The organism is Deltaproteobacteria bacterium, from assembly GCA_021737785.1.
Lineage (GTDB): Bacteria > Desulfobacterota > DSM-4660 > Desulfatiglandales > Desulfatiglandaceae > AUK324.
Genome location: JAIPDI010000002.1, coordinates 1 through 23,706, shown reverse-complemented (window position 1 = coordinate 23,706; position 23,706 = coordinate 1). Strand labels below are relative to the sequence as shown.

Below are 23,706 nucleotides of genomic sequence, written 5' to 3'. Positions count from 1 at the left end.
TCTAAAGGCTCCGGACTTCTTCGCGCCCGCCCCGCCTGCCCCGTTAAACCCCTCTTCTTCTCTTGTTTAACCGGGGTAGCTCCGGTAGACGGTACTGGGTCCTTCGCCTGCCCAGTTGAACCGGGGTCCCCTCAGGGGTGTTCAACCGGGGCGCCTTGGCGGTTCACCAAGTCTTCTCTGCAGGGTGCAGAGAAGTTGCAAGCAAAGTTTTTGAAATGCCTTGACCTGTTTGTCTATTTTGTTTAGGTTTTTCAAAGTGGCAAGGGTATGCCGGCGTGAACCCCCAACCGAGGAGGCAGAAATGAAAAATGTCCGCTACAAGAAGCTCTTCAGTCCAATCAAGGTAAACGGTCTCAGGCTCAAGAACCGCATTACCATGGCCCCCCTTTACCTGGGGTATGCTTCCGAGGGAGGAACAGTCTCTCCGCTGATGCGCCGCCATTACAAGGAGATGGCGCAGAGCGGCGCCGCACTGGTAGTGGTTGAAAACGCCGGCATTACCCCGGGCGGGATGGGTTCGCCCCGGACGATTCGTTGCGATCACAATCGATATCTGAGCGGGCTCGAGGAACTGGCCCAGGTCATAAAGAACGAAAAGGCCCTTGCAGGGCTCCAGATCAACCATGCGGGCCGTTTTGCCTATGTGGATGAGCCGGTGGCGCCTTCGGCGGTCCCCGTCTTCAACAGGACCCCTCGCGCCCTCACCAGGCGGGAGATAACAACCCTCCAGAAGCAGTTTGCCCAGGCCGCGGTGCGGGTTCAAAAGGCCGGATTCGACCTGGTGGAACTCCACGGCGGCACCGGTTACCTCCTCTCCCAGTTTGTATCTCCCAGGACCAACAAGCGGGACGATATGTACGGCGGCGGCATCCTGAACCGGGTCCGCTTTCCCCTGGAGGTATTGAAACGGGTCAAGGATCTGGTGGGCGATTTTCCGGTGGGATACCGGTTCCTGGCCGATGAATGGCTCCCGGACGGGCTTCAACTGAATGAATCGCTGGTACTGGCAAAGGCCCTGGCAGAGAATGGCATCGCCTATATCTCTGTCATGGGCGGGACCTATGAATCGTTTTTTCTTCCCGAGATCATCAAAAAATCCCAGCGGCCCGGCTATATGGTTTCCCTGGGTGCGGCTGTTAAAAAGGCGGTCCGGGTCCCGGTGATCACCGCCGGCCGCATCTCGACCCCTGCCCGGGCAGAATCCATTCTTCAGGATAAAAAGGCGGATCTCATCGGGCTCGCCCGCATGCTCTGGGTGGATCCTGAATGGCCGAAGAAGGCCCGTGAGGGCCGGGACAACGCCATCATCAAGTGCAGCCCCAAATGCGATGCATGCTTTAAACTGGTCATGAAGGGAAGACCTGCCCTCTGTACCCGGTGGAACAAGGAAAAACGGGCCGAGTACACCGGAATGTTTCAATAATGCCTCAGATTCCTCCTTGATTCCCAATCCGGATCCACAGTGAGGGCGGCTTCACGATCGCCCTCGCCTCCGGATCGGGAATACCGGTATCCTTCACACCACCTCTGCCCCATCATATTCCATCCTGATCCATCGGATCTGAGGCAGGAGGATCATCGCCTCAACGATCAACAGACCGCTTGTCTCAAAGGTCGTGCTCTGGTATAGAAGACCGATGAATCAGATGGAATCATTGAAACGGCCGGCCCTGGTGATCGCTGTCCTGAGTTCCTTTATTACCCCGTTCATGGGGTCGGCGATTAATATCACCCTCCCTTCCATAGGCCGGGAATTCCAGGCGGATGCCGTCCTCATCGGCTGGCTGGTAACCACCTACCTCCTGTCGTCGGCCGTGGCCCTGGTCCCCCTGGGCCGGGCCGCGGATATCTTTGGGAGGAAGAAGTTTTTTATGGCCGGAATGGGCCTGTACACCCTGGCAGCGCTCCTGTCGGCCCTGTGCCATTCCGTGGTGCAGCTTATCCTGTGCCAGATTCTTCTGGGATTCGGCAGCTCCATGATCTTTGCCACGAGCATGGCCGTTCTTATTTCGGTCTATCCGCCGATGGAACGGGGAAAGGTCCTCGGAATCGCCGTGGCGTCCGTTTATATCGGCCTGTCCGTAGGACCTTTTCTCGGAGGGCTCCTGACCCAGCACCTTACCTGGAGAAGTGTCTTTCTCGCCAATGTGCCTCTTGGCCTGATCGTCCTCTATCTGGCAGGCACCCGCCTCAAGAAGGAATGGGCCGATGCAAAAGGAGAACCCTTTGATACCAGAGGTGCCGTCATCTACGCCGTGGCCATCATATGCCTCATGTACGGCATTGCCAGCCTCCCGCAACTCAGGTCCCTCTTCCTGATCCCCCTAGGTGGCTTCGCCCTATGGGCCTTCATCCGGTGGGAGATAAGCACCGAGTATCCCGTCTTTGAAATGGCCCTTTTCCGGGCCAACCGGATTTTTGCCTTTTCAAGTCTGGCAGCCTTCATCCATTATGCCGCCACCTTTTCCATGGCCTTTTTCCTGAGCCTCTACCTCCAGCACATCAAAGGGCTCACCCCCCAAGACGCAGGTCTCGTGCTGATGGCCCAACCGGTGGTCATGGCTGTGTTCTCCCCTTTGGCAGGGAGGATGTCCGATCGGATTGAGCCCCGGATCGTCGCCACCATCGGCATGGGCATTACGACACTCTGTCTGTTTCTCTTTGCCGGGATACAGGAGAGCACCTCTCTTCCCGCCCTCACGGCAGCCCTTGCCGTTCTCGGATTCGGATATGCCCTGTTTACCTCTCCCAATACCAACGCCATCATGGGGTCCGTGGAAAAGCGGCATTACGGCATCGCTTCAGGTTCAGTGGGCACCATGCGACTTCTGGGAATGGTCTTCAGCATGGGGGTGGCCACCTTGATCTTCTCGGTCTTCCTGGGCCGTGTGCAGATTACCGGAGAGGTATTCCACCTCTTCATGAAAAGTGTGCGTGTCGCCTTTCTTTTCTTCGGCTGTCTGGGCCTGATCGGCACCATCGCCTCATTCATCAGGGGGAATCTTCGGTCCTGAAGCCGGGGTGATGCCCGGGGAGCACTTGAGCTCATGGGCGCCGGGCGGCCTTGTTCCGAATTTTCAGGAGATTTCCCAAGCCTTTTCCATATCCAGAAGGATGGATATGTCGCCGTTTTCCATGATTCCGATCCCCGCAAAGGATCCGGCCTTGGCCAGGAGTTCCCCCGAGGGCATGATCATGAGGGGCACATTGCCGATGACGGCGTCAACCGTAAAACAATCCGGGGTTCCCCCGGGAAGGGTGCCGTTGATGGAAGGGGGGCGTCTGAGCTTGATGATACGGGTCGGGTTCCTCATATGGGGACCGATGCCAAGTCTGTCCCCCAGATCATAAACCTCCCCGCCTGCACCTGTGGACGGGATTTCCATTTTCTCAATCGATGCCACATGGGAGGTGGGTACGGCGAGGGTGTATGGTCCTAATTCAAACACGATTGCATACATGATGGAAAGCGAGAGGGGAAGCGCGATGACAAACTCCGTTCCTTCGAGGGGTTGTGAATGAATGGTCATGGACCCGTTCAGATACTCGATGGAACTGGCGATCACATCCATCCCGATCCCCCTTCCTGCGAGTTGAGTCGTCTCGGCTGCAGAGGAGTAATCCACCCGCAGGATGGTACCCAGAATCTGTTCATCCGGCATGCCGGATATTTCCTGGTCTGACATCCCCAGCGTGTCCCTGAGGTAGCGTTCAATCGTGGTTCGATCGATGCCTCTGCCATCGTCTCTCACCGTTAATACCAGGCTGTCTCGCCGTTTTTCCGCCCCAAAAACGATCTTTCCCTCACGCCTTTTGCCGGTTTTTTCCCGTTCATCGGGTGGCTCGATGCCGTGGGCCACGGCATTTCTCAAGAGGTGCAGGAAGGGCTCTCTCAACCGTTCCATGAGCCCGATATCCACCTGAAGTTCACCCCCGGAGATTTCAAGGGTTACCTCCCTGCCGTATGTCCTGGCCAGATCCCGGACGGTCTTTTCAAAGAGGGAGATAAAGTCATTCACCGGCATCAGCCGCAATCGGGACAACTGGAAGTGAAGACCTCTCAACATGGAGATGTAATGGTCGATCCAGCTTCTCAGGCCGGATGATATCTGATCCTGAGAAAGGGGAGGGAGGGTTTTCTCCAGTAGAATGATTTCCTGAGATCGGCCAAGGAGTTCTTCGATCAACGAATATTCGACACGGATCCGATCAATACTGGAGGGAGCAGAAACGGGACGCGTATGGTCAGGCGGTATCTCGTCCACCAGCTCGCCGGGGTGTTTTGTCAGCAGTGCTTCAATCCTCTCGAGCTGCTGTGAAGTTTCAACCGTGGCGCCGTCGGTCGTTGCGGCCACCAGCCCCTTCAGCAGCTCTGCGCCGTCCAGCAGTACCTGAACGGCATCGGCCGTTGCCGTGCTGCTCTCCCCTTGAAACTCCTTGGCCCATGCCTCCATGGAATGGCACAGGTTGGAAACCGTATCCAGGCTGAGCGCCCGGGCCATTCCCTTGATGGAGTGAATTTTGCCGTGGATGTCGCTCCAGAGGTCCCGGTTACGGAGATCTTTTTCCACCCTGATGAGGATCGTATTCAGTTCCTGCAGATACTTGCCGGATTCCTGTACGAAGATCCTCTTGTACTTGTCAATGTCCATAGGGCAGGTCCGAGAGCATCTTCCAGATTTCCCCGGGAGTGATCATTTGAATGGTATATCCTTCCCTGGTGAAGACGGTCTGGGAGGGGTCTGTATCCTGAATCCATTTTATTCCTGCGATCCGGTCCGGGATCAGGCCCAGTTTCCGGTGATCCCATTTCAAGAGGATCACATAAGGCGTCTTATTATCGGACGGGGAAGGGCGCTCATCTCCCAGGAGCCGCCCCACATCGATGACATCAAACAGGTCCCCCCTGTCATAGATGATCCCTATATGAGGGGGGGGGAGGAGGGGAACAGGGGCCGGTTTTGCATCGTCCACAACGCGGTAGATGTACCGGGCCTCAATCCCCAGATATTTTCCTGCCGCCTCAAAAATGAAACAATCCATGCCCTATGCCCTGCGGAGTCTGAATCGTTGTTGGGTCTCCATCATTTTTTGCGACAGACCATTCAAGGCGTTTGCCGCTCGGACGATTTCCTGCAGTTCCTCTTTCTGATTTTTGGTGCCGATGGTGGTTTTTTGTGTGGATACAAAATTTTCCTGGGCGAGCCGGGAAAGCTCCTGGACCTGATTGAATAATCCCCGTATTTCTCTTACCTGTTTTCGGGCCGCATCCCCCACCTCTTTTACCTCGCTCGATATCTCTTTGACCCCGGAGAGCATCTCACCAAATGTGCCCACGATGCCATGAATGATTCCGCGGCCCTTATTGATATCCTCCTCGCTCTTCTTGAGCGCTTCGAGGACGGCCCTGTTGTCTTCGAAGATATCGTCCACGATCGCCCGGATCTGGTGAGATGAGTTTCTGGAATTTTCGGCCATGTTTCGTATCTCGTTGGCCACAAGGGCAAATCCCTTTCCCATTTCTCCGGCCCTTGTGGCTTCGATGGAAGCGTTCAGGGAAAGGAGATCCGTTTTTCTGGAGAGTTCTTCTATGACGCTCATGACCATCTTGATTTTTTCCACCTTGCCGGACAACCGGTAAACCGGATCCGCATTTCCCCCCATCTGTTTGAGGACCTCTTCCAGATAGTGCAAGGTCTCGCGGGCGTTGGCTTCACCGGTTTCGGTCTTGAGCCGTGCGTCGTTGGCCTTGGATGCGGTCCGGGCCGACTGGGTGGCCGCATCCTCCATCTGCTCCAGACTCCTGTCAAGGACCAGGGAGGTTTTTTGAATGATGAGGCTCTGGGTTTCCGAGCCCTTGGCAATTGCCAGCGCAGATTCGTCGATTTCCCGGCTGTTGATCAGAACCTTGTCTATCTGGATGCCGAGTTCCCTGCCTGTCTTTTCTATTTGGGCGGAGACCTGCTGTATTTCAGAAATAATGCCCCTCAGATCATTGACCATCGCAGCAAAGACCTCTTCCAGATCTCGGATTTCGTCACTGGATAGAAAGGGGATATCCTTTGAAAGATCTCCATGGCTGATCTCCCTGGCAACGCTGCTCAGACTGTTCAACCGTTTTACGATGGATTTTGAAAAAATGCCTCCGAAGATAATCCCAGCGAATAGGGCCAACGCCACGGAGATGCCTAGGGCCGTGATAACGTCATCCGTAAACTGGTGGGTAGCGCCGACAACCACCATGACAATCAAGAGCAGTGCCAGAAAGCTTAGAATCAGCTTGTTTTTTATGCTCGTTCGATTCACTGGTTTGTTTCCTCCATGGCAACGATCCACCCGGCGATGGTTTTCCCCAATTTCAAGAGCGAGATCGTCAACCGCGCGCCCTTGGCGTCGAAGACAATGTTGAGACAGACTTTCCTGAGCCCGAGATTCCGGGCGACCGCCTTGAGGGCGTCGGTCAGATACGGCCGCTCCTCGAGGGGGAAGAGAGAAACGATATGTTTGTTGAGGATATCTCCGGGAGAGGCGTTCAGGATCTCGAGCGCCCGGGACGTGGCATTGATGACCCGAGCATCTTTGTCAACCACCAGTACGCCCAGGCCGATGCTTTCAATGACGGCCTTCTGGAAGTTGAGGGTTTCGATCAATTCACCTGTAACCTGCCGGGGGTAGAGAACGCCCGAATCGAGGAACCTGCTCGCATCCTTGCGTGAAATGCCTCCGGATTCCATCTGATCCAGGAGGTCATTGATCTGCATTTCCATCTGTTCGAAGGGCCCTTTTGCGACAAACCAGTCGGCCTCTGTGTCCGAAAGCTCATCCAGTTGCTCTATAACGCTCCCGGATACGGCAACAATCCGAAAATTCAGATCCGAGTACTTCCTGCGGGCGATCCTGATGAATTGGAGGCCGTCTATCTTGGGCATGATCAGATCTGCAAAGAGGATATCGAAGGGTCCGTTTTCAAGTTCCAACAACCCCTCCTTGCCGTCATAGGCCTTTGTAACCCGGTATCCCCTCTTTTGAAGGAGCTTTTCAAGGAAGTCGACAAAGAAAAAATCGTTGTCCACAACCAGGGCCCGTCTTGGCATGTTTCCCCCCTCACTGAATTGACGATTGGATGCGGGGCTGGTCCGATGTTCAGGATTCAATGTCGTCCGCAATCTGCAAACCGAAATTAGACTCTTTGTCTGTAACTTCTCTGCAACGTGCGAAGAAGTTTGCCCGTGGGGGGCTCTGCCTCCCGCCCAGGAGGCGGGACAAAAACCGAATACAGCTCCTGGGGACGGCAGCAGGGCTTTACAATACAGTCTGTTCCAGCCCCAAGTACAGACTTTCATGGGACGGTATGTCCTTGCTGCCTTTCCGTAAACATTATTCAGAGCCCGGGGGCGGCCGCCGAACGATACGACCGCATTTTATTGCAGCTCTTGGGCAGAGACCCCCACGGGCGTCCATAGGTGAAACCTGTTTGGTTGCGGCAGTCAGGCCGCCTTAGGAAAAACGCATCAACCGATACACACCCTGCGTACCTCAGCCATGTCAGTGAGTCCTGACAGAACCTTGCTGATGCCGTCCTGTTTTAAGGTGGTCATTTCTTCCTTCACCGCATGCGCAAATATTTGATCTGTGGGGGCCTCCTTTTTGACCAGTCTTTTAATGGCCGGCGTACCCTCCAGCAGCTCATGGATCGCCATTCTCCCCTTATAACCGGTTCCTGAACACAAATCACATTTGGAACGACGATAAATGATAAGATCCGGCGTGTATTCAATTTCCAGCCTTGCGAAATCGGCTTTGCCGTATGCCAGTTCGAGTTCCTCGAATTCATCCGGCGAAGGATGATAGGCCTTGCGGCAATGGGGACAGAGTTTTCTGACAAGTCTCTGAGCCAGTATTCCAAGCAGTGCGTCTGAGAAATTAAGAGGGTTCAGCCCCATGTCCAGGAGCCTGGTAACCGTCTCGGGCGCGCTGTTGGTGTGGAGCGTGGAGAAGACGAGGTGACCGGTCAGCGATGCTTCTATTCCGATGGATGCGGTTTCGTTGTCCCGCATTTCGCCGATCATGATGACATCGGGATCTGCCCGCAGAAACGCACGCATCACCCTCGCGAAGTCAAGGCCGATCTTGGGTTTGACCTCCACTTGCCGCAGCCCCGGTTGTGTGATTTCTATCGGATCTTCCGCGGTCCATATTTTTACGCCGGGTTTGTTGATATACCCGAGGGCCGAATGGAGGGTGGTCGTTTTTCCGGAACCTGTCGGGCCCACCACCAGGATGAGCCCGTAGGGCTGAACAAGGATCTTTTTCATGACGTTCATGTTCCGTTCGCTCAGTCCCATATCCTCCAATTTCAGCGCCCCGGAGGCCGCCAGGAGCCGCAGTACCGCATCTTCATGTCCACCCGCAGTGGGCAGCGTCGCCAGACGAAGATCGAGGGAGGGAATCCCCTTTCTCCTGAATTTGATCTTGCCGTCCTGAGGAAGACGTCTTTCGGCGATGTCCAGGCCGGCCATGATTTTCAACCTGGAGAGGAGCCCTCTTGCCAAGGTGTTGGGGACCTGAAGATATTCCTGACACACCCCGTCCAAACGAAAACGGATCCCCGTCTTGTTGGTCACCGGAGAGGGTTCAATATGGATGTCCGAGGCGTTTCTTCTAAGGGCGGTGACGATGACCTGGTCCACCAGCCTTACCACCTGGCTTGAGGATTCATCGACTTTCTCCTCCATGTCCATCTCTTTTTCATCCTCGTCTTCTTCAAAAGAGATGTCCGGGATAAGATCGAGTTCGTCGACCATGTCCTTTATGGAATCTTCGGTCTTTCTATCAAAGAAATATCGGATGAATGCCTTGATATCTTCTTTGATTGCCACAGAAAAATGGATTCTTTTTGTCTTTGTGAGTCCCCTGATCAGACCTGTTTTTCTGAGATCTCCAGGGTCGTCGATAAGTATCTCCACCCCTTTCTGGCTCCAGCCCAGCGGCACCCACATGTCATGCAGGAGAAAGGGTTTTTTCAGACTGCCGATGAGTTCCACAGGTACGGGAACCTCGGGATCAAAGGTCCTGAAAGGACATCCGTAGAAGAGGGAGAGAGATCTTCCCACCTCTTTTTTGCGTATCTTGAATTCCTGTATGAGGACCCACTCGACACTCTTGTTTGACTTTTTCGACAAAGAGAGGGCCTTCTGCAACTGGTCGGCAGTCACCAATGCGTTTTGAAGGAGGTAGGCATATCTTGACGTGAGAGCAGATTTTGGATTCAATTGATCGATTTTTTCCCTGAGTTGAATGTTCTCCGGATCGCTTTCCAAAACGGCCTTATACTGCTCCAGGGCGAGACCTTTTTCCCCCCTTTTTTCCGCCTCGACCCCGAGGCAGATACTGAATTGGGCCAGCCTGGCCCTGCTCATGCCTGACTGAGCGGCCAATTCTTCTATTTTCTGAATGATCTTGGAGGGTGAATTTGTCTTGGCAAAGCACGCCACGAGACCCGGGACGATCTTTGTCGGCTGGCATTGCGTGAAAAAGAGCTTCTTGTATTCGGCAATCGCTTCTATATTCAGGCCGAGTTCCCGGAGAGATGACGCCTTGTCCAGGACATCCTGAAAATTATCAGGAGTCGGAGGGAGTTGCTGGATGTTGGTCGCGTTCTCGGAAGAGCCCATTTAGATACCCGTTGGATTGGTTTTAAAACAGCACGCCGCGGGAATTTCCCTGTCAGCGCTGGCAGCTCTATCGGATACCCGCGCCATGCCATGCACACACAACGGTCGGATAGCCTAACCGTTCATCAGCCGCACCAGAGTGGTGTCGGGAAAATAATCGATGATGTTAAGACAGCCATATGCCTGGTGGATATTGAACATCCGTTCGAGATTCAAGCCCATAGCCCTGCAGAGGATGATCCGGTTGACGGCGCCGTGGGCTGAAATGACCACGTTGTTTCCCTGCTGCTCGGCACGGATGCGCTCAAAAACCGCTTCAATTCTCGCGGCCAAATCAGCGATGGATTCCCCATCGCCGGGGGCCCTGTAGTTTATCAGATCATCCTCCCTTTTTTGCAGCTCCTCTGGAAAACGGGTTCGAATGTCCGTCAGGGTCAGGCCTTCCCATTGGCCGAATTTCATCTCCCGCAGCTCGGGCAAAAAATAAACCGGTACATCATGATGGCGGGCGATTAGACGTGCACTGGTTGCAGATCGGATCAAGTCGCTCGAATAGATCGCCTTGAGTTCCGTGAGACGGAGGCGTTCGGCCACCTGTTTCATCTGGAGAATCCCCACGTCCGTCAGATTCACATCGGTATGGCCATATACTGGAAAATTCTCATATCCTGCCACCTGGCCATGTCGTATAAGATAGACTCGGTTATCTCTCTGCATGGGGCGGGATTATAGGTATTCAAGGGGTCCATGTCAATGGGTTTGCGTTTTCGTAACACTTTAGAATCTTTGGTTGCAGCCTCTCTGCCCTGGGGCGGTCGCCGAGTCGAGCTGCAACCATTAAGGGCCGTAACGCTCCATGACCGCCCCTCTTCTTTGAACTGACGCCGGCAAAAGGCGGCTGGAATGAACCTCCCAAGGCGTCAAGACGGGCGTGGAAACCGGGTGCAGCGGATTTTTTCCAGAACATCCTTTATTCAATCAGGCGAATGATGTATATACGGAACCGATGACTGCGAAGATCGGGGCTTCAGGGCCTGTGCAACACGAATGCATTTGCGCCGGTTGCCCGGAGCCGGATCCCGGTTAATCATAAAGCGGATAACCGCAACCAATCCCGCCAGGCGGGACTCACACCCCAGTACCATTTTCCGAAGCTACGGGGTAAACAGAGACACAGAGCACACAAAGGTTTTTTTGTAAAGAAACGGGAACATGCCCTTTTCTCTGTGTTCTTTGCCTGCCCCGTGAAACCTTTTCTGTGTTGTTTCAATCGGGGTGACTCCGTGTGAGTCTATAGAATAAGGCGTACTGAGATATAAACAGATTTTCTTGTTTTTCATGACAGAAGACCAGGGAATAAGGGCCTAAAAGAGGGTCTATTTGTCGGTTATGGGACATCTACACAAAGAGTGTTTCGGTATCTTGGATAAGGTTTTTCCTATGGGAAGGGAAGGCCTGAGGGAAATCGTTCCGTCCTGCTTTGATTGCCCGGATCGGAAGGCATGCCTCCAGGCGGCCCTGCAGACCGAAGAGGGGTTTGAGCTCAGGAGCCAGGCCCTGGATCGTTCTTCAGAAGGCGGACTTGCCGGAAGATTCAGGCGGTGGTCCGAGAAAAAAGAACTGAGCCGGCTCAACAAGGCACGGGAAGGAGACAAGAAATGGCCGTGGAACTAGTGTGCCCCTTCTGTGGTTTTTCAAAAAAGACCTCGGAACAAATGATCCCGGACCGGGCAAGATGGGCCATTTGCCCCCGTTGCCGGCGAAAGTTTGAAATCTCGCCCTCCAGCAGGGAAACCGATGCCGTTGCCGTGAATACCCCTGTGAACGGCGGTCCCCATGACACCGGTCAGGAATCAGCAACCGGGTCAGAGCGGGAAGGGGCGCCGTGGGAAAGCCGCTCCGGAGACGGTTTTGTCCGAGGCATGTATCATACCGTTAAATCGGTGCTGTTTTCCCCTGCCGTTTTTTTCAGGAGGCTTGACTTCAGCGGGGGGTTGGGAGAACCTCTGGCCTTTGGGCTCCTGATAGGGGCCGTGGGTAACATGTTCGCCTTTTTCTGGCCGGTGATGATGATCTCAGGGGGGCTCTTTTCCTTCGGCGGCGCGCTGCTGGGACAGGTGGGGGCCGGCATGATTTTTCTGATACTGATGGTGGCGATCCCGGTCTGCGTGACCCTCAGCATGTTCATTTACAGTGGCGTTCTGTACCTGTTGCTTCTGATGGTCAGAGGGGGAAAGAACGGTTTTGAGGCCACCTTCAGGGTCGTGGCCTATTCCCAGGCGGCCCAGGTGTGGGAATTGGTACCTGTCATCGGAAGCTGGATCGGCGGCATCTGGCAGCTTGTGGTACAGGTGATCGGGCTCAGGGAAATACACGGCGTCTCATATCTCAGAATCATCCTCGCATTCCTGCTGCCGGTCGCCTTCCTGTTCGTCGTCATCATTGCCTTTGTGATCCCCTTTCTTATGCTTCTGGTACAGTGAGACCTGACGCGGGTCATGCCTTCCTGCAACCAGAGAATCCTCACACAAAGGCACACAAGGGGCGCCTTGTTCTTACAGGGCACTGAATCCGTGTTATCTGCGAAATCTGCGGATTAGAATTTGAAGATGAAATCCATCTGCACCCTGTCCTCGTGCATCTTGTACCGGTCCGCGTTCCAGAGCGGATTTCCCTCTTTCTCCCATTGTGATACCGGGTCTGTATAGAAAAAGGCCGCCCTTAACAAGGTGTTCGCAAAAGGCCAGTAGTGGACCGCCACCTTGTGCCCTTTCCGGTTGGCGCCATAGAAATCCTGGTCGTTCATGGCCCCGACAACCGCGTTCGGCTCGATGTAGGCATATTTGTAAAAGAGTGAATAATCGCCTTTTTTCTTGTCCCGGCCGATCTTGAAGGAGGCATAATAGGCGGAATCTTCGTCGCTGGGAACGCCATCGGCTGTATTTCGGATATAGTCGAGATCCAAGGATACGGGAAAAGGTCCTACATCGAACCTGATATACGAAATGGCCTCCCAGAGCTTGTAATCGTATTTGTACCGGATATTGCCCGAACTGTCCGTGATGAAGGTATTGCCGCCCCCTGAGTTGTACTCGCCTGTGCCCATCCACTTGGTGCCGGCCAGATTGCTCCAGCTGTAATAACTCCCCGCCAGAATCCACTTGAGAGGGCCGATCTTCCATTCGAATCCCGCCTGGCTGAGATACAGCATGGCGTCGGGTGTTCGGTTGTTCTCATTGACCACCATCTGGCTCAGATAGATAAAGGGCTGGAAGGTTTCTGATCCCGAATACCTGTAACCTTCATAGACACCCTCAGGATAGACATCCGGATCCCATGTGATGTCCGTATGGTAGAAGTTCTTTTTGAATTTGCCGGCCCCGAGCGTCAGGCCCTTAAGCCAGTGGGGCCGGTATTCGGCATAGGCCCTGGCAAGGTAGATTCCCTTGTCGTTGAAATCCTCCCCAAAGGTTGCATTGCTCGTGGTGGCCTCCTGATGGGTGGACATGTTGGTGGTGACCATGACATAGGTATCGATCTCCTCGGTGATGGGGGCCTCCAGGAGGAGTCTCACCCGGATCCTCCCCCTGTCCCGTGGATCCTGTTTTGCCGGGGTTTCATCCTGGTTCAGCATCCCCCGGTCCCAGATCCTCTCATACCGGAGTCTCAGGTCGCCGGAGATGTTGATTTTCCGCACCCATTCGGGAAGCCATTCGTTCCATGATTTCACGGCCTGCGCTGTTTCAGCCTTTACCGCTTTCCGGATCTCCTCTTGTTGAACGGCCTGTCCCTCTTTAATGGATTTCTGCTGGTTCATCAATTCCTGCTTCAGCCGTTCGATCTCCTTCTGCTGCTCCTGGATAATGGTGCTTAGATTCTCGAGCCGTTTCAGCATATCTTCTGTGGTCACCGTGGCGCAGAATGGACGGGGATAAGGCCAGAAGATCAACAGGGCCGCCAACACCATCACACCCATTGCCTTGCATCTCATTTCCATATCAGACTCCTTTGATGCATTAATACGCCCTATTCAAAAACCGTATGCCCACTCTCTAAAAATTTCCGGGAGTTGCATCAATACCATTCTGGTTGCGGCTGTCCCGCTTCAGGATGAATAACAAGATGCGTGCCACGGCCTGCCAGGGACCCCCTGGTGCTGAAACGGGCCTTTTTGCCCGATTTTATTCTGTTTATCCGTTTCCCCAAGAAAGAAGAATCCGCGGAAGGCTTCAGGGAAGAAAAAATAATTGTCAGAAGACTATCCAATGTGTAAAGGGATATTTTTACAGGCAAGTCCCCGGGAGGATCTCCCGTCGCTCTTCCTGTGAGGCTTTCCACTTGATTAAATCCGGAATACAGGCTATTTATTGCCAATGGAAGATCGGTCTTCTCCGCAGAGCTTGCGGAGAGTCGAAGCGTTAATATATGAAATCTGTTTTCGAAGAAAGGAAAACCATCATCCTCCTCCTTATCCTCTTTTTCCTCATCGGGCTTGCCTTGCTTTACTATGGCGCAGAATGGCTTGTCAAGGGGTCTTCAGCCCTGGCGCGCAGTCTCGGAATTCGGCCGATCGTCATCGGTCTGACGGTCGTTGCCTTCGGCACTTCCGCTCCCGAGCTGGTCATCAGTCTTTTTTCATCTCTTCAAGACAAGAGCATGATTGCGGTGGGTAATGTCATCGGGAGCAATATCTGCAACATCGCCCTGGTCCTCGGCCTGGCCGCCGTATTTAATCCCCTCACGTGCCCCAGATCCGTGGTTCAACGGGACATAATGATCATGCTGGGGATCTCCCTGTATCTCCTGGTGCTCCTGCTCGACTCAAGGCTCGGGAGAATCGAGGGGGCTACCCTGGCGGGCGGGATTATCCTCTACACCTATTTCAATTACTGGGTCTCGCGGAGGGAATTCGGAAAGGAGTCCGGCCCGTGGGTCCCCGAATCCGAAGATGTCGACCCCCAGGTGCTTCCCCCGGCCGGGTTCAGGGCCGGGCAGCTCGTCCTCGTCATGGCGGGGATCGCGGGGGTGGTGATCGGCGCACAGGTCGTGGTGGACAGCGCGGTGAAGATCATGACCATTTTGGGCGTGAGTGAGAAGTTTATCGGCCTGACCATGGTGGCCTTTGGAACGTCCCTGCCGGAGCTGGCGACTTCGGTGATCGCTGCGGTCAAAAAAGAGATGGATATCAGTATCGGAAACCTGGTTGGCAGCAACGTATTCAACATCATGTGCGTACTGGGAGTGGCCAGCCTTGCAAGACCGATCCCGATTCCCGGTGGGCTGGTGGGAAGCGGCCTTCTGGTGGACTACGGCGTGATGATGCTGACCGGAATCCTCCCATGGATCATGATGAGAAAAACCTGTATTCTTACGCGGAAGGATGGCCTCATCCTTCTCGTGTGCTATGGCGGATATCTCCTCTATCTGGTGATGAATCAATAATACCGACATTGCGCCGCCACTTGGGCGGCGGACCCGGAAAGGCCTGCAATATTGGCAAAACGCATCGATTACGATACTGTCCTGAATCCTGCCCAGCTGGAGGCTGTTATGGCCGCGGACGGTCCCATCCTGGTCATCGCAGGGGCAGGGAGCGGAAAGACCCGGACACTGGTGTACCGGGTGGCGCGGTTGGTGGAGTCCGGCGCTGACCCGGAATCCATTTTGCTGCTCACCTTTACCCGGAAAGCGGCCCAGGAGATGCTGGACCGGGCCGCCGGTCTTGCTGATGCACGCTGCCGGTTCGTGTCGGGCGGGACCTTTCATTCCCTTGCCTTAAGGGTCCTCCGGCGCCATGCGGACGCCGTGGGATATGACAATGCTTTCACGATCCTGGACCGGGCCGACATGGAGGAGGTACTCCGGTCGCTCATCCCCGCCCTTCAGATGCCCAGGACAGCCCCCAGATTCCCAAAACGGGGCACCCTGGCCAATATCCTGAGCAAGGCCGCCAATCTCCAGACGCCTGTGGAGGCATTCATATTGGAGGAGTACGGACAGTTTGTGGAGGTGGCGCCCCAGATACATCAGCTGGGCGTGCTCTATGCCGAGTACAAGAAAGCCCATCAGTTGATGGATTATGATGATCTGATCATCTCTTTTCAGCGGCTGTTACGGGAAAACAGGGATATCCGCAGCGAGTTGAGCCTCCAATACGGCCACATAATGGTGGATGAATACCAGGACACAAACTGTATCCAGGCGGAAATTGTGAAATGGCTGGCCCATGAACGTCAAAACATTATGGTGGTAGGCGACGACTCCCAGTCCATATATTCCTTCAGGGGGGCTGATTACCGGAACATGCTCGATTTCCCGTCCCTCTTCCCCGGGGTGAAAATCATCAAGCTGGAGCAGAACTACCGTTCCACACAGCCGATTCTGGCCCTGACCAACGGGCTGATGGCGCAGGCAAATGAAAAATATACGAAATGCCTCTTCACCGAGCGAAGCGGAGGCGACAAGCCGAAGGTCGTCAATACGAAAACAGAGCATGGACAGGCCCTCATCATCTCCCGGCGTATCCAAGAGGAATTGGCAGGAGGGAGATCCCTTGAGGACATGGCCATCCTGTTCCGGGCGGCATACCACTCCTTTGAATTGGAAGCCGAACTGACACGACAGAATATCCCCTACGTGAAATATGGGGGATTCAAGTTTCTGGAGTCCTCCCACATCAAAGACTTTCTGTCTCACATGCGGGTCCTGGTGAACCGGGACGAGGCCGTCAGCTGGATCCGGATTCTCAGACTGGTCCGGAATGTGGGCATGGGGAAGAGCCAGACCATTATCCGGTGGATGAAAAAAGAAGATGTTTCCCCGGACCGGATTGCCGCGTGGCCCGGGGCCGGAAAGCGGGAGGGGGGCCTCAAGGCCCTGGGCGACCTCCTGAAGAATCTGATGGCCCCGGAGACCACTCCGAGGAGGGCCGTTGAGCAGGTCATGGCCTATTACCTCCCGATTCTGAAAGAAAAATTTGACGATTATCCGAGGCGTCAGAAAGAACTTGAGCAGTTGATTCCGATGGCCGAGCGCTACAAAAAGATGAGCGGGTTTCTGGACGACCTGGTCCTGGATCCTCCGGGGAGTGCGGCAGATGTGGAACCCGGAAAAAAGAAAAAGGCCCTCACCTTGTCCACTGTCCATTCCGCAAAGGGACTTGAGTGGCCGGTGGTATTCATTATCTGGGTCATGGAAGGACGTTTCCCGTCTTCCATGGCCTACAGAAATCCGCTGGAACTGGAAGAAGAGCGACGGCTCATGTATGTGGCGGCCACCCGGGCCAAGGACCAGTTGATCATCACCTACCCGGGAGACGAGTCGCCGCCGGCATGGTCGTCCTACCATGGGGGCGGAGGAGGGTTGTCCTCTTTTATTTCCGCCCTCCCGGCCGATATGTTCGTCCACGAACACGGATCCGGCCGGGTATCGTCAAACTGGGGGGGCGGCCGGAAAAGAGGTTCAATGGACCGTTTCACACCGGAAGAGGGGTCGACGCCGTTTTCTCAAGGACAAAAGGTCCGGCATCCTGCATTCGGGACAGGGGTGGTCTCCAAATCTATGGCCGGCAATAAGATCGAGGTGTTTTTCAAAAACGCCGGCCGCAAACTCCTTCACCTGGAATACACCACCCTGGAGAAGCTCTGAGGGGAGGATTAAGGAATTGATCAACAAATGACAAGCGGGACCATGAAAACCCAAAATACACCCTACAAAGAGGCCGTCGACTCCCTTTACAGTCTTCAGAAATACGGCATCAAGTTCGGGCTTTCCAAGACCGAAAACCTTCTGAAGGCATTTGGAAACCCCCATAAAGGCCGGAGATATGTGCATATCGGAGGGACCAATGGAAAGGGCTCGGTGGCTGCATTCATCGGCAGCATCCTGAAAGCCGCGGGTCTGAGGGTGGGATTCTATTCGTCCCCCCATCTGGTGCGGTTCACCGAACGATTCAGTATAAATGGAGAGGAAATCGATCAGGATACTGCGGCAGGACTGATCAATGATCTGCGCAAGATATTCTCGCCCGAGGCCCCGCCAACCTTTTTTGAGGCCACCACGGCCATGGCACTCATCTATTTTGCCCGTGAACAGACCGATCTGGCGATAATGGAGGTGGGCATGGGAGGGCGTCTCGACGCCACCAACGTGATCACACCGATGGTTTGCGGGATTACCAACATCTCCCCGGAGCACCAGGATTTCCTGGGGAGCCGCCTTACGGATATCGCCAGGGAAAAGGGGGGGATTATCAAAAGCAAGGTGGATGTGGTCACTGCCGCGGCACAGCCGGTTGTCATAAAGACCCTTGAGTCCATTGCGACGGAACGGGACGCTCCCCTGTGGCGTGTGGGAAAGGATATTCTTTATCGCGCCACCGCATCCGGCCTTCATTACAGGGGACCGGGAATCAAGATGAAGGGACTCCATCTGGGGTTGCAGGGCATGATGCAGGCCCGAAATGCAGCCCTCGCATTGGGAATCATCGAAAGATTGACCGAAAAAGGGATCCGTATTTCAGAGGAGGATATCCGGGAGGGGCTGCAAAACACGGTGTGGACAGGGCGTATGCAGATTGTGGGGACGAACCCGACCATTCTACTGGACGGGGCCCACAACCCCGGGGCATTGCGGATGCTGGCCCGTTCCATAAAGGCCGGGTTCGAATACCGGCGGCTGATCCTGGTGATCGGGATAATGGCGGACAAGGCCATCAACGAGATGATGCGGATCGTTGCCCCCCTGGCCGATTATCTGATCTGCACGAGGCCCCTCTATTACCGGGCCGCAGATCCCGAGGTTTTGATGGCAGCGGCCGCCCCTCTGGAAAGACCCGGAGAAACAGTCCCCCTGCTGACCGATGCGTTGTCCCGGGCCAGGGAAATGGCAGGTCCCCAGGATCTGATCGTGGTGTGCGGGTCTCTCTTTACCGTGGGCGAGGTCCTGACCTATTTTGATCCTGAGACTTACCGGCCGGATGATTAGGCCCTCACGACGCTCATTTTAAGAGGTCAATCTCTCACATGCCGTAAGGTGCAGCCGGAAGAAGGCAAGAGGATAAGAGGGGGAGGGGGTCAGCCAAAGACCCGCAACCCGAACCTGTAACGCGTCACGAAAAGCAAGAAAGCCCGAATTGAGGAATTCAGGGATTCTGAATTGAATAAAGAATCCTCCATGAGAAAGGCGACCTGCAATGTTCTGGCTTTTATTTTATCTCTTTCTTGCGCTGGGGATCTCCTTCTTCTGTTCCATCCTGGAGGCGGTGATCCTTTCTGTCACCCCGAGCTATGTTGAGGCCCTGGAACAGAGATCTCCTGCCATCGGTTCTAAGCTGCGTCAGCTTAAATTAAATATCGATCGCCCTCTTGCCGGGATACTGAGTCTGAATACGATTGCCCACACCGTAGGGGCGGCCGGGGTGGGGGCACAGTCTTTGCTGGTATTCGGCAGCGGATATGTGGCCCTGTCATCCGCCATCCTCACCTTTCTGATCCTGATCCTTTCCGAGATTATCCCCAAGACGCTGGGTGCCCTTTACTGGAAGCAGTTGGCGCCCCTTGCTGTTCGAACCCTCCCATTCCTGATCTGGTCTGTGTACCCGCTGGTGCTCCTGTCGAAGAAAATCGCCGGTTGGCTGTCCTCAGGAAAGCGGGGCCCTGTGGTGAGCCGTGAAGAACTTCACGCCATGACCGACCTGGCGAGAAAGTTGGGCCTTTTCAGCAGGCAGGAGTCCCGCATTCTGAAAAATCTCCTGCTGGTGGGCACGTTGAAAGTGAGGGATGTTATGACCCCGCGGCCCGTGCTGTTTATCCTGCCGTCGGGGATGACGGTGGGAGAGGTCATCACCCAATACCCCAAGATCCGGTTTTCCCGCATTCCGATCTATGATGGAGATCCGGAAAACATCCATTCTTTTGTCCTGACCAATGATGTTATCCTGGAGGTGTCCAAGGACCGCCCCCATACCCCCCTGGCCTCCCTCGGCAGGAACATTAAAATGGTGCCGGAGACCATGCCTCTGATCCTGATTTTTGAACAGTTTCTAAGTGAGGGCGAATATGTCGCCATGGTGGTGGATGAATACGGCGGGATTGAAGGGATCGTCACCATGGAGGATGTGATGGAGACGCTGCTGGGGATCGAGGTGGTGGACGAGAGCGATGTGGAGCCGGATATGCAGGCATTGGCCCGCCGGCAATGGACCAAACGGGCCCGTGCCCTGGGCATCATTCCATCGGAGGAAGAACCTCCCGGCGCATCCTCCGGGGGGAAGGTCTGAAGTGGTGCGTATAATGCTGCGGGTGTTCAGAGAAGAAAGGTGAGGAACGTGTAGCATGGATGTGAAGACATTGACCAATCTCGGGCGCTTCAAAGAGATTGCCGTGATCCTCATAAAATATGGGTTTGAGGACCTGATTGAGCGACTCGACATGCCGGGCATTAAGCTGATCAGAAGGATCAGCAGAACGGATCAGGAAATGGGGACCTTCGAGAGGATCCGCCATGCCCTGGAGGAACTCGGGCCCACCTTCGTCAAATTCGGCCAGATCATGAGCCTCAGACCGGACCTGTTGCCGCCCCGGTTGATCGATGAACTGAGCAGACTCCAGGACGACGTCGCACCCGTGGAACTTTCTCAGATCAAGGAGGTGGTTGAAAAAAGCACCGGTGAACCCCTCCTGGAGACCTTTGCCGTCTTTGATGCAACGCCTCTGGCCGCCGCCTCCATCTCCCAGGTGCACCGGGGGGTCTTGAAAAAAGACGGCCGCATCGCAGCCATCAAGATTCAGCGACCGGGCATTCGTTCGAAGATGAACACGGACCTGGACATCCTGGCGATTGTGGCAGGTCGTCTTAATGAACGTGTGGATGAGCTGAAAAGTTTTGACCTTCCGAATGTCGTCCGCCTCATCAAGAGGAATCTTCTCCGTGAGCTCGACTTCAGGAGAGAAGCACGCAATATGAAGATTGCGCGTACCTATGCAGGGGATGAATCGGAAATTTATATCCCGGAAGTCTATGGGGAATACTGCACCGAACGTGTTCTGGTCATGGAGTATATCCAGGGGACGAAGCTGAAAAATATTACGCCCGATATCCTCGAGGACCCCGAGCCTCTGGCCAAACAGGGATTGAGGGCCGCCATCCGTCAGATCCTGGAAGACGGTTTTTTTCATGCTGATCCCCATCCGGGGAATGTGTTGATTACCGAGGATGAACGGATCTGTCTGGTTGACTGGGGCATGACGGGCCGCCTCTCGGAGAGAGACCGTCACGGACTTATTTATCTGCTGAAATCCGTCCTCGACAAGGATGGCGAGGCCATGGTGCACGCCCTGTTGCGCACCGGCCGTGCCGAGGCGTCCATCGATCAAAGGGCCTTGGAGCGGGAACTTCTCGATATTCTGGACTCCCATTATGCCGTCCCTATCAAGGACATGAACATCGGCCGGCTGTTGATGGAGATCACCGATCTGCTGCGGACCTACCGGTTGTGGCTGCCCCCGGACCTGGTCATTATGATGAAGGCGCTGGTTACGGCGGAAGGCACGGCCCGGCATATCTATCCGGATCTCAACGTGGTCATGGAGGCAAAGGAATATATCTCCCATCTGGCCATGGAACGGTTCAAGCCCGAATCGCTCTGGCGCAGCCTGCGCTTCACGTTTTCTCAGTTCCTGAGCATCCAGAGAGAACTGCCGAACCGCCTGGAGAGTATTCTGAACAAGGCCGACCAAGGAGAATTGACACTGGGGTTCAGGCACGAAAACCTTGGCGGTCTCAGGAATACCCTCGACAACATCACCAACCGTTTGACTTTCGGCATCATCATCGCCGCCATGATTATCGGTTCTTCAATGATCATCACCACCGGGATCGGTCCCCTCTTATTCGGATTTCCCGCCTTGGGCGTCATCGGATATCTGATTTCCGGTGTGCTCGGCCTGTGGCTCGTTTTCACGATTATCCGAAAGAGAAAGTATTGAGGGATGCAGGGATTGAGGAATATGGGGATTGAGGAACTGAGGGATTCCCATACTGTGCGTGGGAACGCACGTGCGGGACGCTCTGCGTCCTTTTCTGTATCCCGGTTTTGATCATCCTATGGAGCCCATATTCATGATCCTTCTGGTCCATCCACCCGTGGCCAAGCCCTGCGAGCCGCCCCCCGGCATTGCCCAGCTTGCGGGTGCGCTCAAGGCCAATGGCGTCTCCTGCGAGGTACTGGATGCCAGCCTTGAGGGACTTCTTTATTTGATGAAGAAGGCACGGCCGGAAGGAGACCGCTGGACAGGCCGGGCTTTGGCTCACCGGGAAGATCATTTGACCGGGCTCCGCAGCTGGCCCATCTATGGCCGGCCCGATGCCTACCGGCGGGCCGTGGCTGACCTGAACCGGCTGGTTCACGTGGCCGGCCGTCCTTCCGACGCTGGCGTCAGCCTGGGGAATTTTCTTCATGCTGACCGTTCCCCTGTGCGCAGCTCTGATCTGACATGGGCCGCAACTCACCCGGAAGCCAACCCTTTTCACGGGTATTTCGCCCCCAGATTGAAAGAGCTCTTAGAGAACAGGCCGGTCACCTGGGTGGGAGTTTCCGTCAACTTCCTTTCCCAGGCCCTGTGCGCCTGGGCCATGATGGGGTCTTTGCGGCGGGAATTTCCGGGAATCCGGATAGTGGTGGGCGGCGGCCTGATCACCTCCTGGATGCGGGGGGCCCTGGAGGACAGGGGCTGGGGCGATCTGGTGGACGCCTGGGTTGCAGGGCCGGGAGAGGAGCCCCTGCTGGAGCTTTTAGGAGTTCGGTCCAGCCCGGGAAGGTCCACTCCTGATTACAGCCTCTTTCGGGAAAAAGGCTATCTGGCGCCCGGTTTTATCCTCCCCTACAGCGCCTCCAGCGGCTGTTACTGGAACCGGTGCGCCTTTTGCCCCGAGAAGAGCGAAGGAAACCCTTATCGTCCGGTTTCGCCTGAAAAGGCCCTGGAGGAATTGGACGACCTGTGCGCTGAGAACAGGCCGGTTCTGGTTCACCTGCTGGACAACGCCCTGAGCCCCGCGCTCTTGAAGCGGCTGGCTGTCCGGGGTCTGCCGCGACTCTGGTACGGGTTCTCGCGTCTGACGCCGCCGCTGGATGATCTCGATTTTTGCCTGGCACTTCGCAGGGGAGGGTGCGTCATGCTCAAACTGGGGCTCGAATCGGGGGATCAGGGGGTCCTGGATGCCCTGGATAAGGGGATCCGGCTCGATGCGGCGAGCCGGATTCTGGCAAACCTCAAGACAGCCGGGATTGCCACGTATGTGTATCTCCTTTTCGGCACGCCGGCTGAGGGGCCTGTGGAGGCGCAACGCACACTCGATTTTATTGCCGCGCATCACGCTGCGATCACCTTCCTGAATGTTGCCGTCTTCAACCTGCCTCTCCAGAGCCTGCAGGCCAGGACGCTGGAGACCACGCCCTTTTATGAGGGGGACCTGTCGTTGTACCGAGGATTCCGTCATCCGACGGGCTGGCATCGCGGCAAGGTGCGGCGTTTTCTGGATAAAACCTTCCGTCAGCATCCGGAGGTGGCGGCCATACTGCGGCGGGATCCGCCCGTCTTCACCTCCAACCATGCCCCCCTTTTTTCGTTGGCCCGGGAACAGGCAGATTGATGGCTTCGAACAATACCCGGTCCGTTTGTATCCGGATTTCCGACTCCAAATGCCCGCTTGACAGAACCGGGGGATTCTATCATGATTACCTGCTCTCCGGTTGCGCGGGCTCTCCGCTGGAGACAAACCGGACATGGCGTTGAAAAACGACAAAGCTGAATTAGACTCTTTGTCTGTAACTTCTCTGCAACGTGCGGAGAAGTTTGCCCGTGGGGGTCTCTGCCTCCCGCCCAGGAGGCGGGACAAAAACCGAATACAGCTCCTGGGGACGGCAGCAGGGCTTTACAATACAGTCTGTTCCAGCCCCAAGTACAGCCTTTTATGGGACGGTATGTCCTTGCTGCCTTTCCGTAAACATTATCCGGAGCCCGGGGGCGGCCGC

The 23,706-nt window shown here is 55.3% G+C and carries 17 protein-coding genes; 10 read left to right on the top strand and 7 right to left on the bottom strand.

Annotated elements, in window-relative coordinates:
* Positions 1-301: 301 nt before the first annotated feature.
* Entirely contained in the window at positions 302-1,423 is a 1,122-nt protein-coding gene (locus tag K9N21_01510; GenBank protein ID MCF8142576.1) for an NADH:flavin oxidoreductase, read from the top strand.
* A 223-nt stretch (positions 1,424-1,646) separates the two neighbouring features.
* The gene (locus K9N21_01505) at positions 1,647-3,014 is read left to right on the top strand and encodes an MFS transporter (protein ID MCF8142575.1); all 1,368 of its coding nucleotides are present in this window, start codon (positions 1,647-1,649) and stop codon (positions 3,012-3,014) included.
* Positions 3,015-3,077: 63 nt separating this feature from the next.
* Here K9N21_01505 and K9N21_01500 read toward each other — a convergent pair whose 3' ends face one another.
* The 6 genes from K9N21_01500 to K9N21_01475 all read right to left on the bottom strand — a co-directional run bounded on the left by K9N21_01500 (position 3,078) and on the right by K9N21_01475 (position 10,349).
* A complete protein-coding gene (locus K9N21_01500; protein ID MCF8142574.1) occupies positions 3,078-4,652 on the bottom strand; it encodes an Hpt domain-containing protein in 1,575 nt (524 codons plus the stop codon).
* Positions 4,642-5,043: a chemotaxis protein CheW gene (locus tag K9N21_01495; GenBank protein MCF8142573.1), complete on the bottom strand. Its 402-nt coding sequence runs from the start codon at positions 5,041-5,043 to the stop codon at positions 4,642-4,644. Before K9N21_01495 ends, K9N21_01500 begins: the two co-directional genes overlap by 11 nt.
* Positions 5,044-5,046: 3 nt before the next feature.
* Positions 5,047-6,306 carry a methyl-accepting chemotaxis protein gene (locus K9N21_01490; GenBank protein ID MCF8142572.1) on the bottom strand — a complete coding sequence of 420 codons (1,260 nt, stop codon included), beginning with the start codon at positions 6,304-6,306 and terminating at the stop codon, positions 5,047-5,049.
* Positions 6,303-7,094: a response regulator gene (locus K9N21_01485; protein MCF8142571.1), complete on the bottom strand. Its 792-nt coding sequence runs from the start codon at positions 7,092-7,094 to the stop codon at positions 6,303-6,305. The genes K9N21_01490 and K9N21_01485 overlap by 4 nt, the downstream gene beginning before the upstream one ends.
* Before the next feature lie 417 nt (positions 7,095-7,511).
* Positions 7,512-9,674 carry a type II/IV secretion system protein gene (locus tag K9N21_01480; protein MCF8142570.1) on the bottom strand — a complete coding sequence of 721 codons (2,163 nt, stop codon included), beginning with the start codon at positions 9,672-9,674 and terminating at the stop codon, positions 7,512-7,514.
* A gap of 114 nt (positions 9,675-9,788) precedes the next feature.
* Positions 9,789-10,349, bottom strand: coding sequence for a histidine phosphatase family protein (locus tag K9N21_01475; GenBank protein MCF8142569.1), 561 nt, complete (start codon positions 10,347-10,349; stop codon positions 9,789-9,791).
* Positions 10,350-11,114: 765 nt separating this feature from the next.
* On the opposite strand from K9N21_01475, the gene K9N21_01470 reads away from it, so the two are divergent.
* Both K9N21_01470 and K9N21_01465 read left to right on the top strand, forming a co-directional pair.
* Entirely contained in the window at positions 11,115-11,348 is a 234-nt protein-coding gene (locus K9N21_01470) for a hypothetical protein (GenBank protein MCF8142568.1), read from the top strand.
* Positions 11,333-12,157, top strand: coding sequence for a YIP1 family protein (locus K9N21_01465; GenBank protein MCF8142567.1), 825 nt, complete (start codon positions 11,333-11,335; stop codon positions 12,155-12,157). The genes K9N21_01470 and K9N21_01465 overlap by 16 nt, the downstream gene beginning before the upstream one ends.
* A 113-nt stretch (positions 12,158-12,270) precedes the next feature.
* Here K9N21_01465 and K9N21_01460 read toward each other — a convergent pair whose 3' ends face one another.
* On the bottom strand, positions 12,271-13,671 hold the full coding sequence (locus K9N21_01460) for a putative porin (GenBank protein MCF8142566.1): 1,401 nt from the start codon (positions 13,669-13,671) through the stop codon (positions 12,271-12,273).
* A gap of 428 nt (positions 13,672-14,099) precedes the next feature.
* Between K9N21_01460 and K9N21_01455 the strand changes: the two genes are divergently transcribed.
* The 6 genes from K9N21_01455 (at position 14,100) to K9N21_01430 (ending at position 23,324) form a co-directional block, all read left to right on the top strand.
* Positions 14,100-15,116, top strand: a complete 1,017-nt coding sequence (locus K9N21_01455) for a calcium/sodium antiporter (GenBank protein MCF8142565.1) — start codon at positions 14,100-14,102, stop codon at positions 15,114-15,116.
* Between the two features lie 51 nt (positions 15,117-15,167).
* Complete coding sequence (locus tag K9N21_01450; GenBank protein MCF8142564.1) at positions 15,168-17,321, top strand: DUF3553 domain-containing protein; 2,154 nt, start codon at positions 15,168-15,170, stop codon at positions 17,319-17,321.
* A gap of 42 nt (positions 17,322-17,363) precedes the next feature.
* Positions 17,364-18,659 carry a bifunctional folylpolyglutamate synthase/dihydrofolate synthase gene (locus tag K9N21_01445; protein MCF8142563.1) on the top strand — a complete coding sequence of 432 codons (1,296 nt, stop codon included), beginning with the start codon at positions 17,364-17,366 and terminating at the stop codon, positions 18,657-18,659.
* Positions 18,660-18,867: 208 nt separating this feature from the next.
* Complete coding sequence (locus tag K9N21_01440; protein ID MCF8142562.1) at positions 18,868-19,953, top strand: hemolysin family protein; 1,086 nt, start codon at positions 18,868-18,870, stop codon at positions 19,951-19,953.
* Between the two features lie 55 nt (positions 19,954-20,008).
* Complete coding sequence (locus K9N21_01435) at positions 20,009-21,661, top strand: phosphotransferase (GenBank protein MCF8142561.1); 1,653 nt, start codon at positions 20,009-20,011, stop codon at positions 21,659-21,661.
* A 136-nt stretch (positions 21,662-21,797) separates the two neighbouring features.
* Positions 21,798-23,324, top strand: a complete 1,527-nt coding sequence (locus K9N21_01430) for a radical SAM protein (protein ID MCF8142560.1) — start codon at positions 21,798-21,800, stop codon at positions 23,322-23,324.
* Positions 23,325-23,706: the final 382 nt, after the last annotated feature.

What these genes read in the sequence shown, in the direction of transcription:
- K9N21_01510 (MCF8142576.1), top strand. Translation starts at nt 302, where the DNA reads ATGAAAAATGTCCGCTACAAGAAGCTCTTCAGTCCAATCAAGGTAAAC.
- K9N21_01505 (MCF8142575.1), top strand. Translation starts at nt 1,647, where the DNA reads ATGGAATCATTGAAACGGCCGGCCCTGGTGATCGCTGTCCTGAGTTCC.
- K9N21_01500 (MCF8142574.1), bottom strand. Translation starts at nt 4,652, where the DNA reads ATGGACATTGACAAGTACAAGAGGATCTTCGTACAGGAATCCGGCAAG.
- K9N21_01495 (MCF8142573.1), bottom strand. Translation starts at nt 5,043, where the DNA reads ATGGATTGTTTCATTTTTGAGGCGGCAGGAAAATATCTGGGGATTGAG.
- K9N21_01485 (MCF8142571.1), bottom strand. Translation starts at nt 7,094, where the DNA reads ATGCCAAGACGGGCCCTGGTTGTGGACAACGATTTTTTCTTTGTCGAC.
- K9N21_01480 (MCF8142570.1), bottom strand. Translation starts at nt 9,674, where the DNA reads ATGGGCTCTTCCGAGAACGCGACCAACATCCAGCAACTCCCTCCGACT.
- K9N21_01470 (MCF8142568.1), top strand. Translation starts at nt 11,115, where the DNA reads ATGGGAAGGGAAGGCCTGAGGGAAATCGTTCCGTCCTGCTTTGATTGC.
- K9N21_01465 (MCF8142567.1), top strand. Translation starts at nt 11,333, where the DNA reads ATGGCCGTGGAACTAGTGTGCCCCTTCTGTGGTTTTTCAAAAAAGACC.
- K9N21_01460 (MCF8142566.1), bottom strand. Translation starts at nt 13,671, where the DNA reads ATGGAAATGAGATGCAAGGCAATGGGTGTGATGGTGTTGGCGGCCCTG.
- K9N21_01455 (MCF8142565.1), top strand. Translation starts at nt 14,100, where the DNA reads ATGAAATCTGTTTTCGAAGAAAGGAAAACCATCATCCTCCTCCTTATC.
- K9N21_01445 (MCF8142563.1), top strand. Translation starts at nt 17,364, where the DNA reads ATGAAAACCCAAAATACACCCTACAAAGAGGCCGTCGACTCCCTTTAC.
- K9N21_01440 (MCF8142562.1), top strand. Translation starts at nt 18,868, where the DNA reads ATGTTCTGGCTTTTATTTTATCTCTTTCTTGCGCTGGGGATCTCCTTC.
- K9N21_01435 (MCF8142561.1), top strand. Translation starts at nt 20,009, where the DNA reads ATGGATGTGAAGACATTGACCAATCTCGGGCGCTTCAAAGAGATTGCC.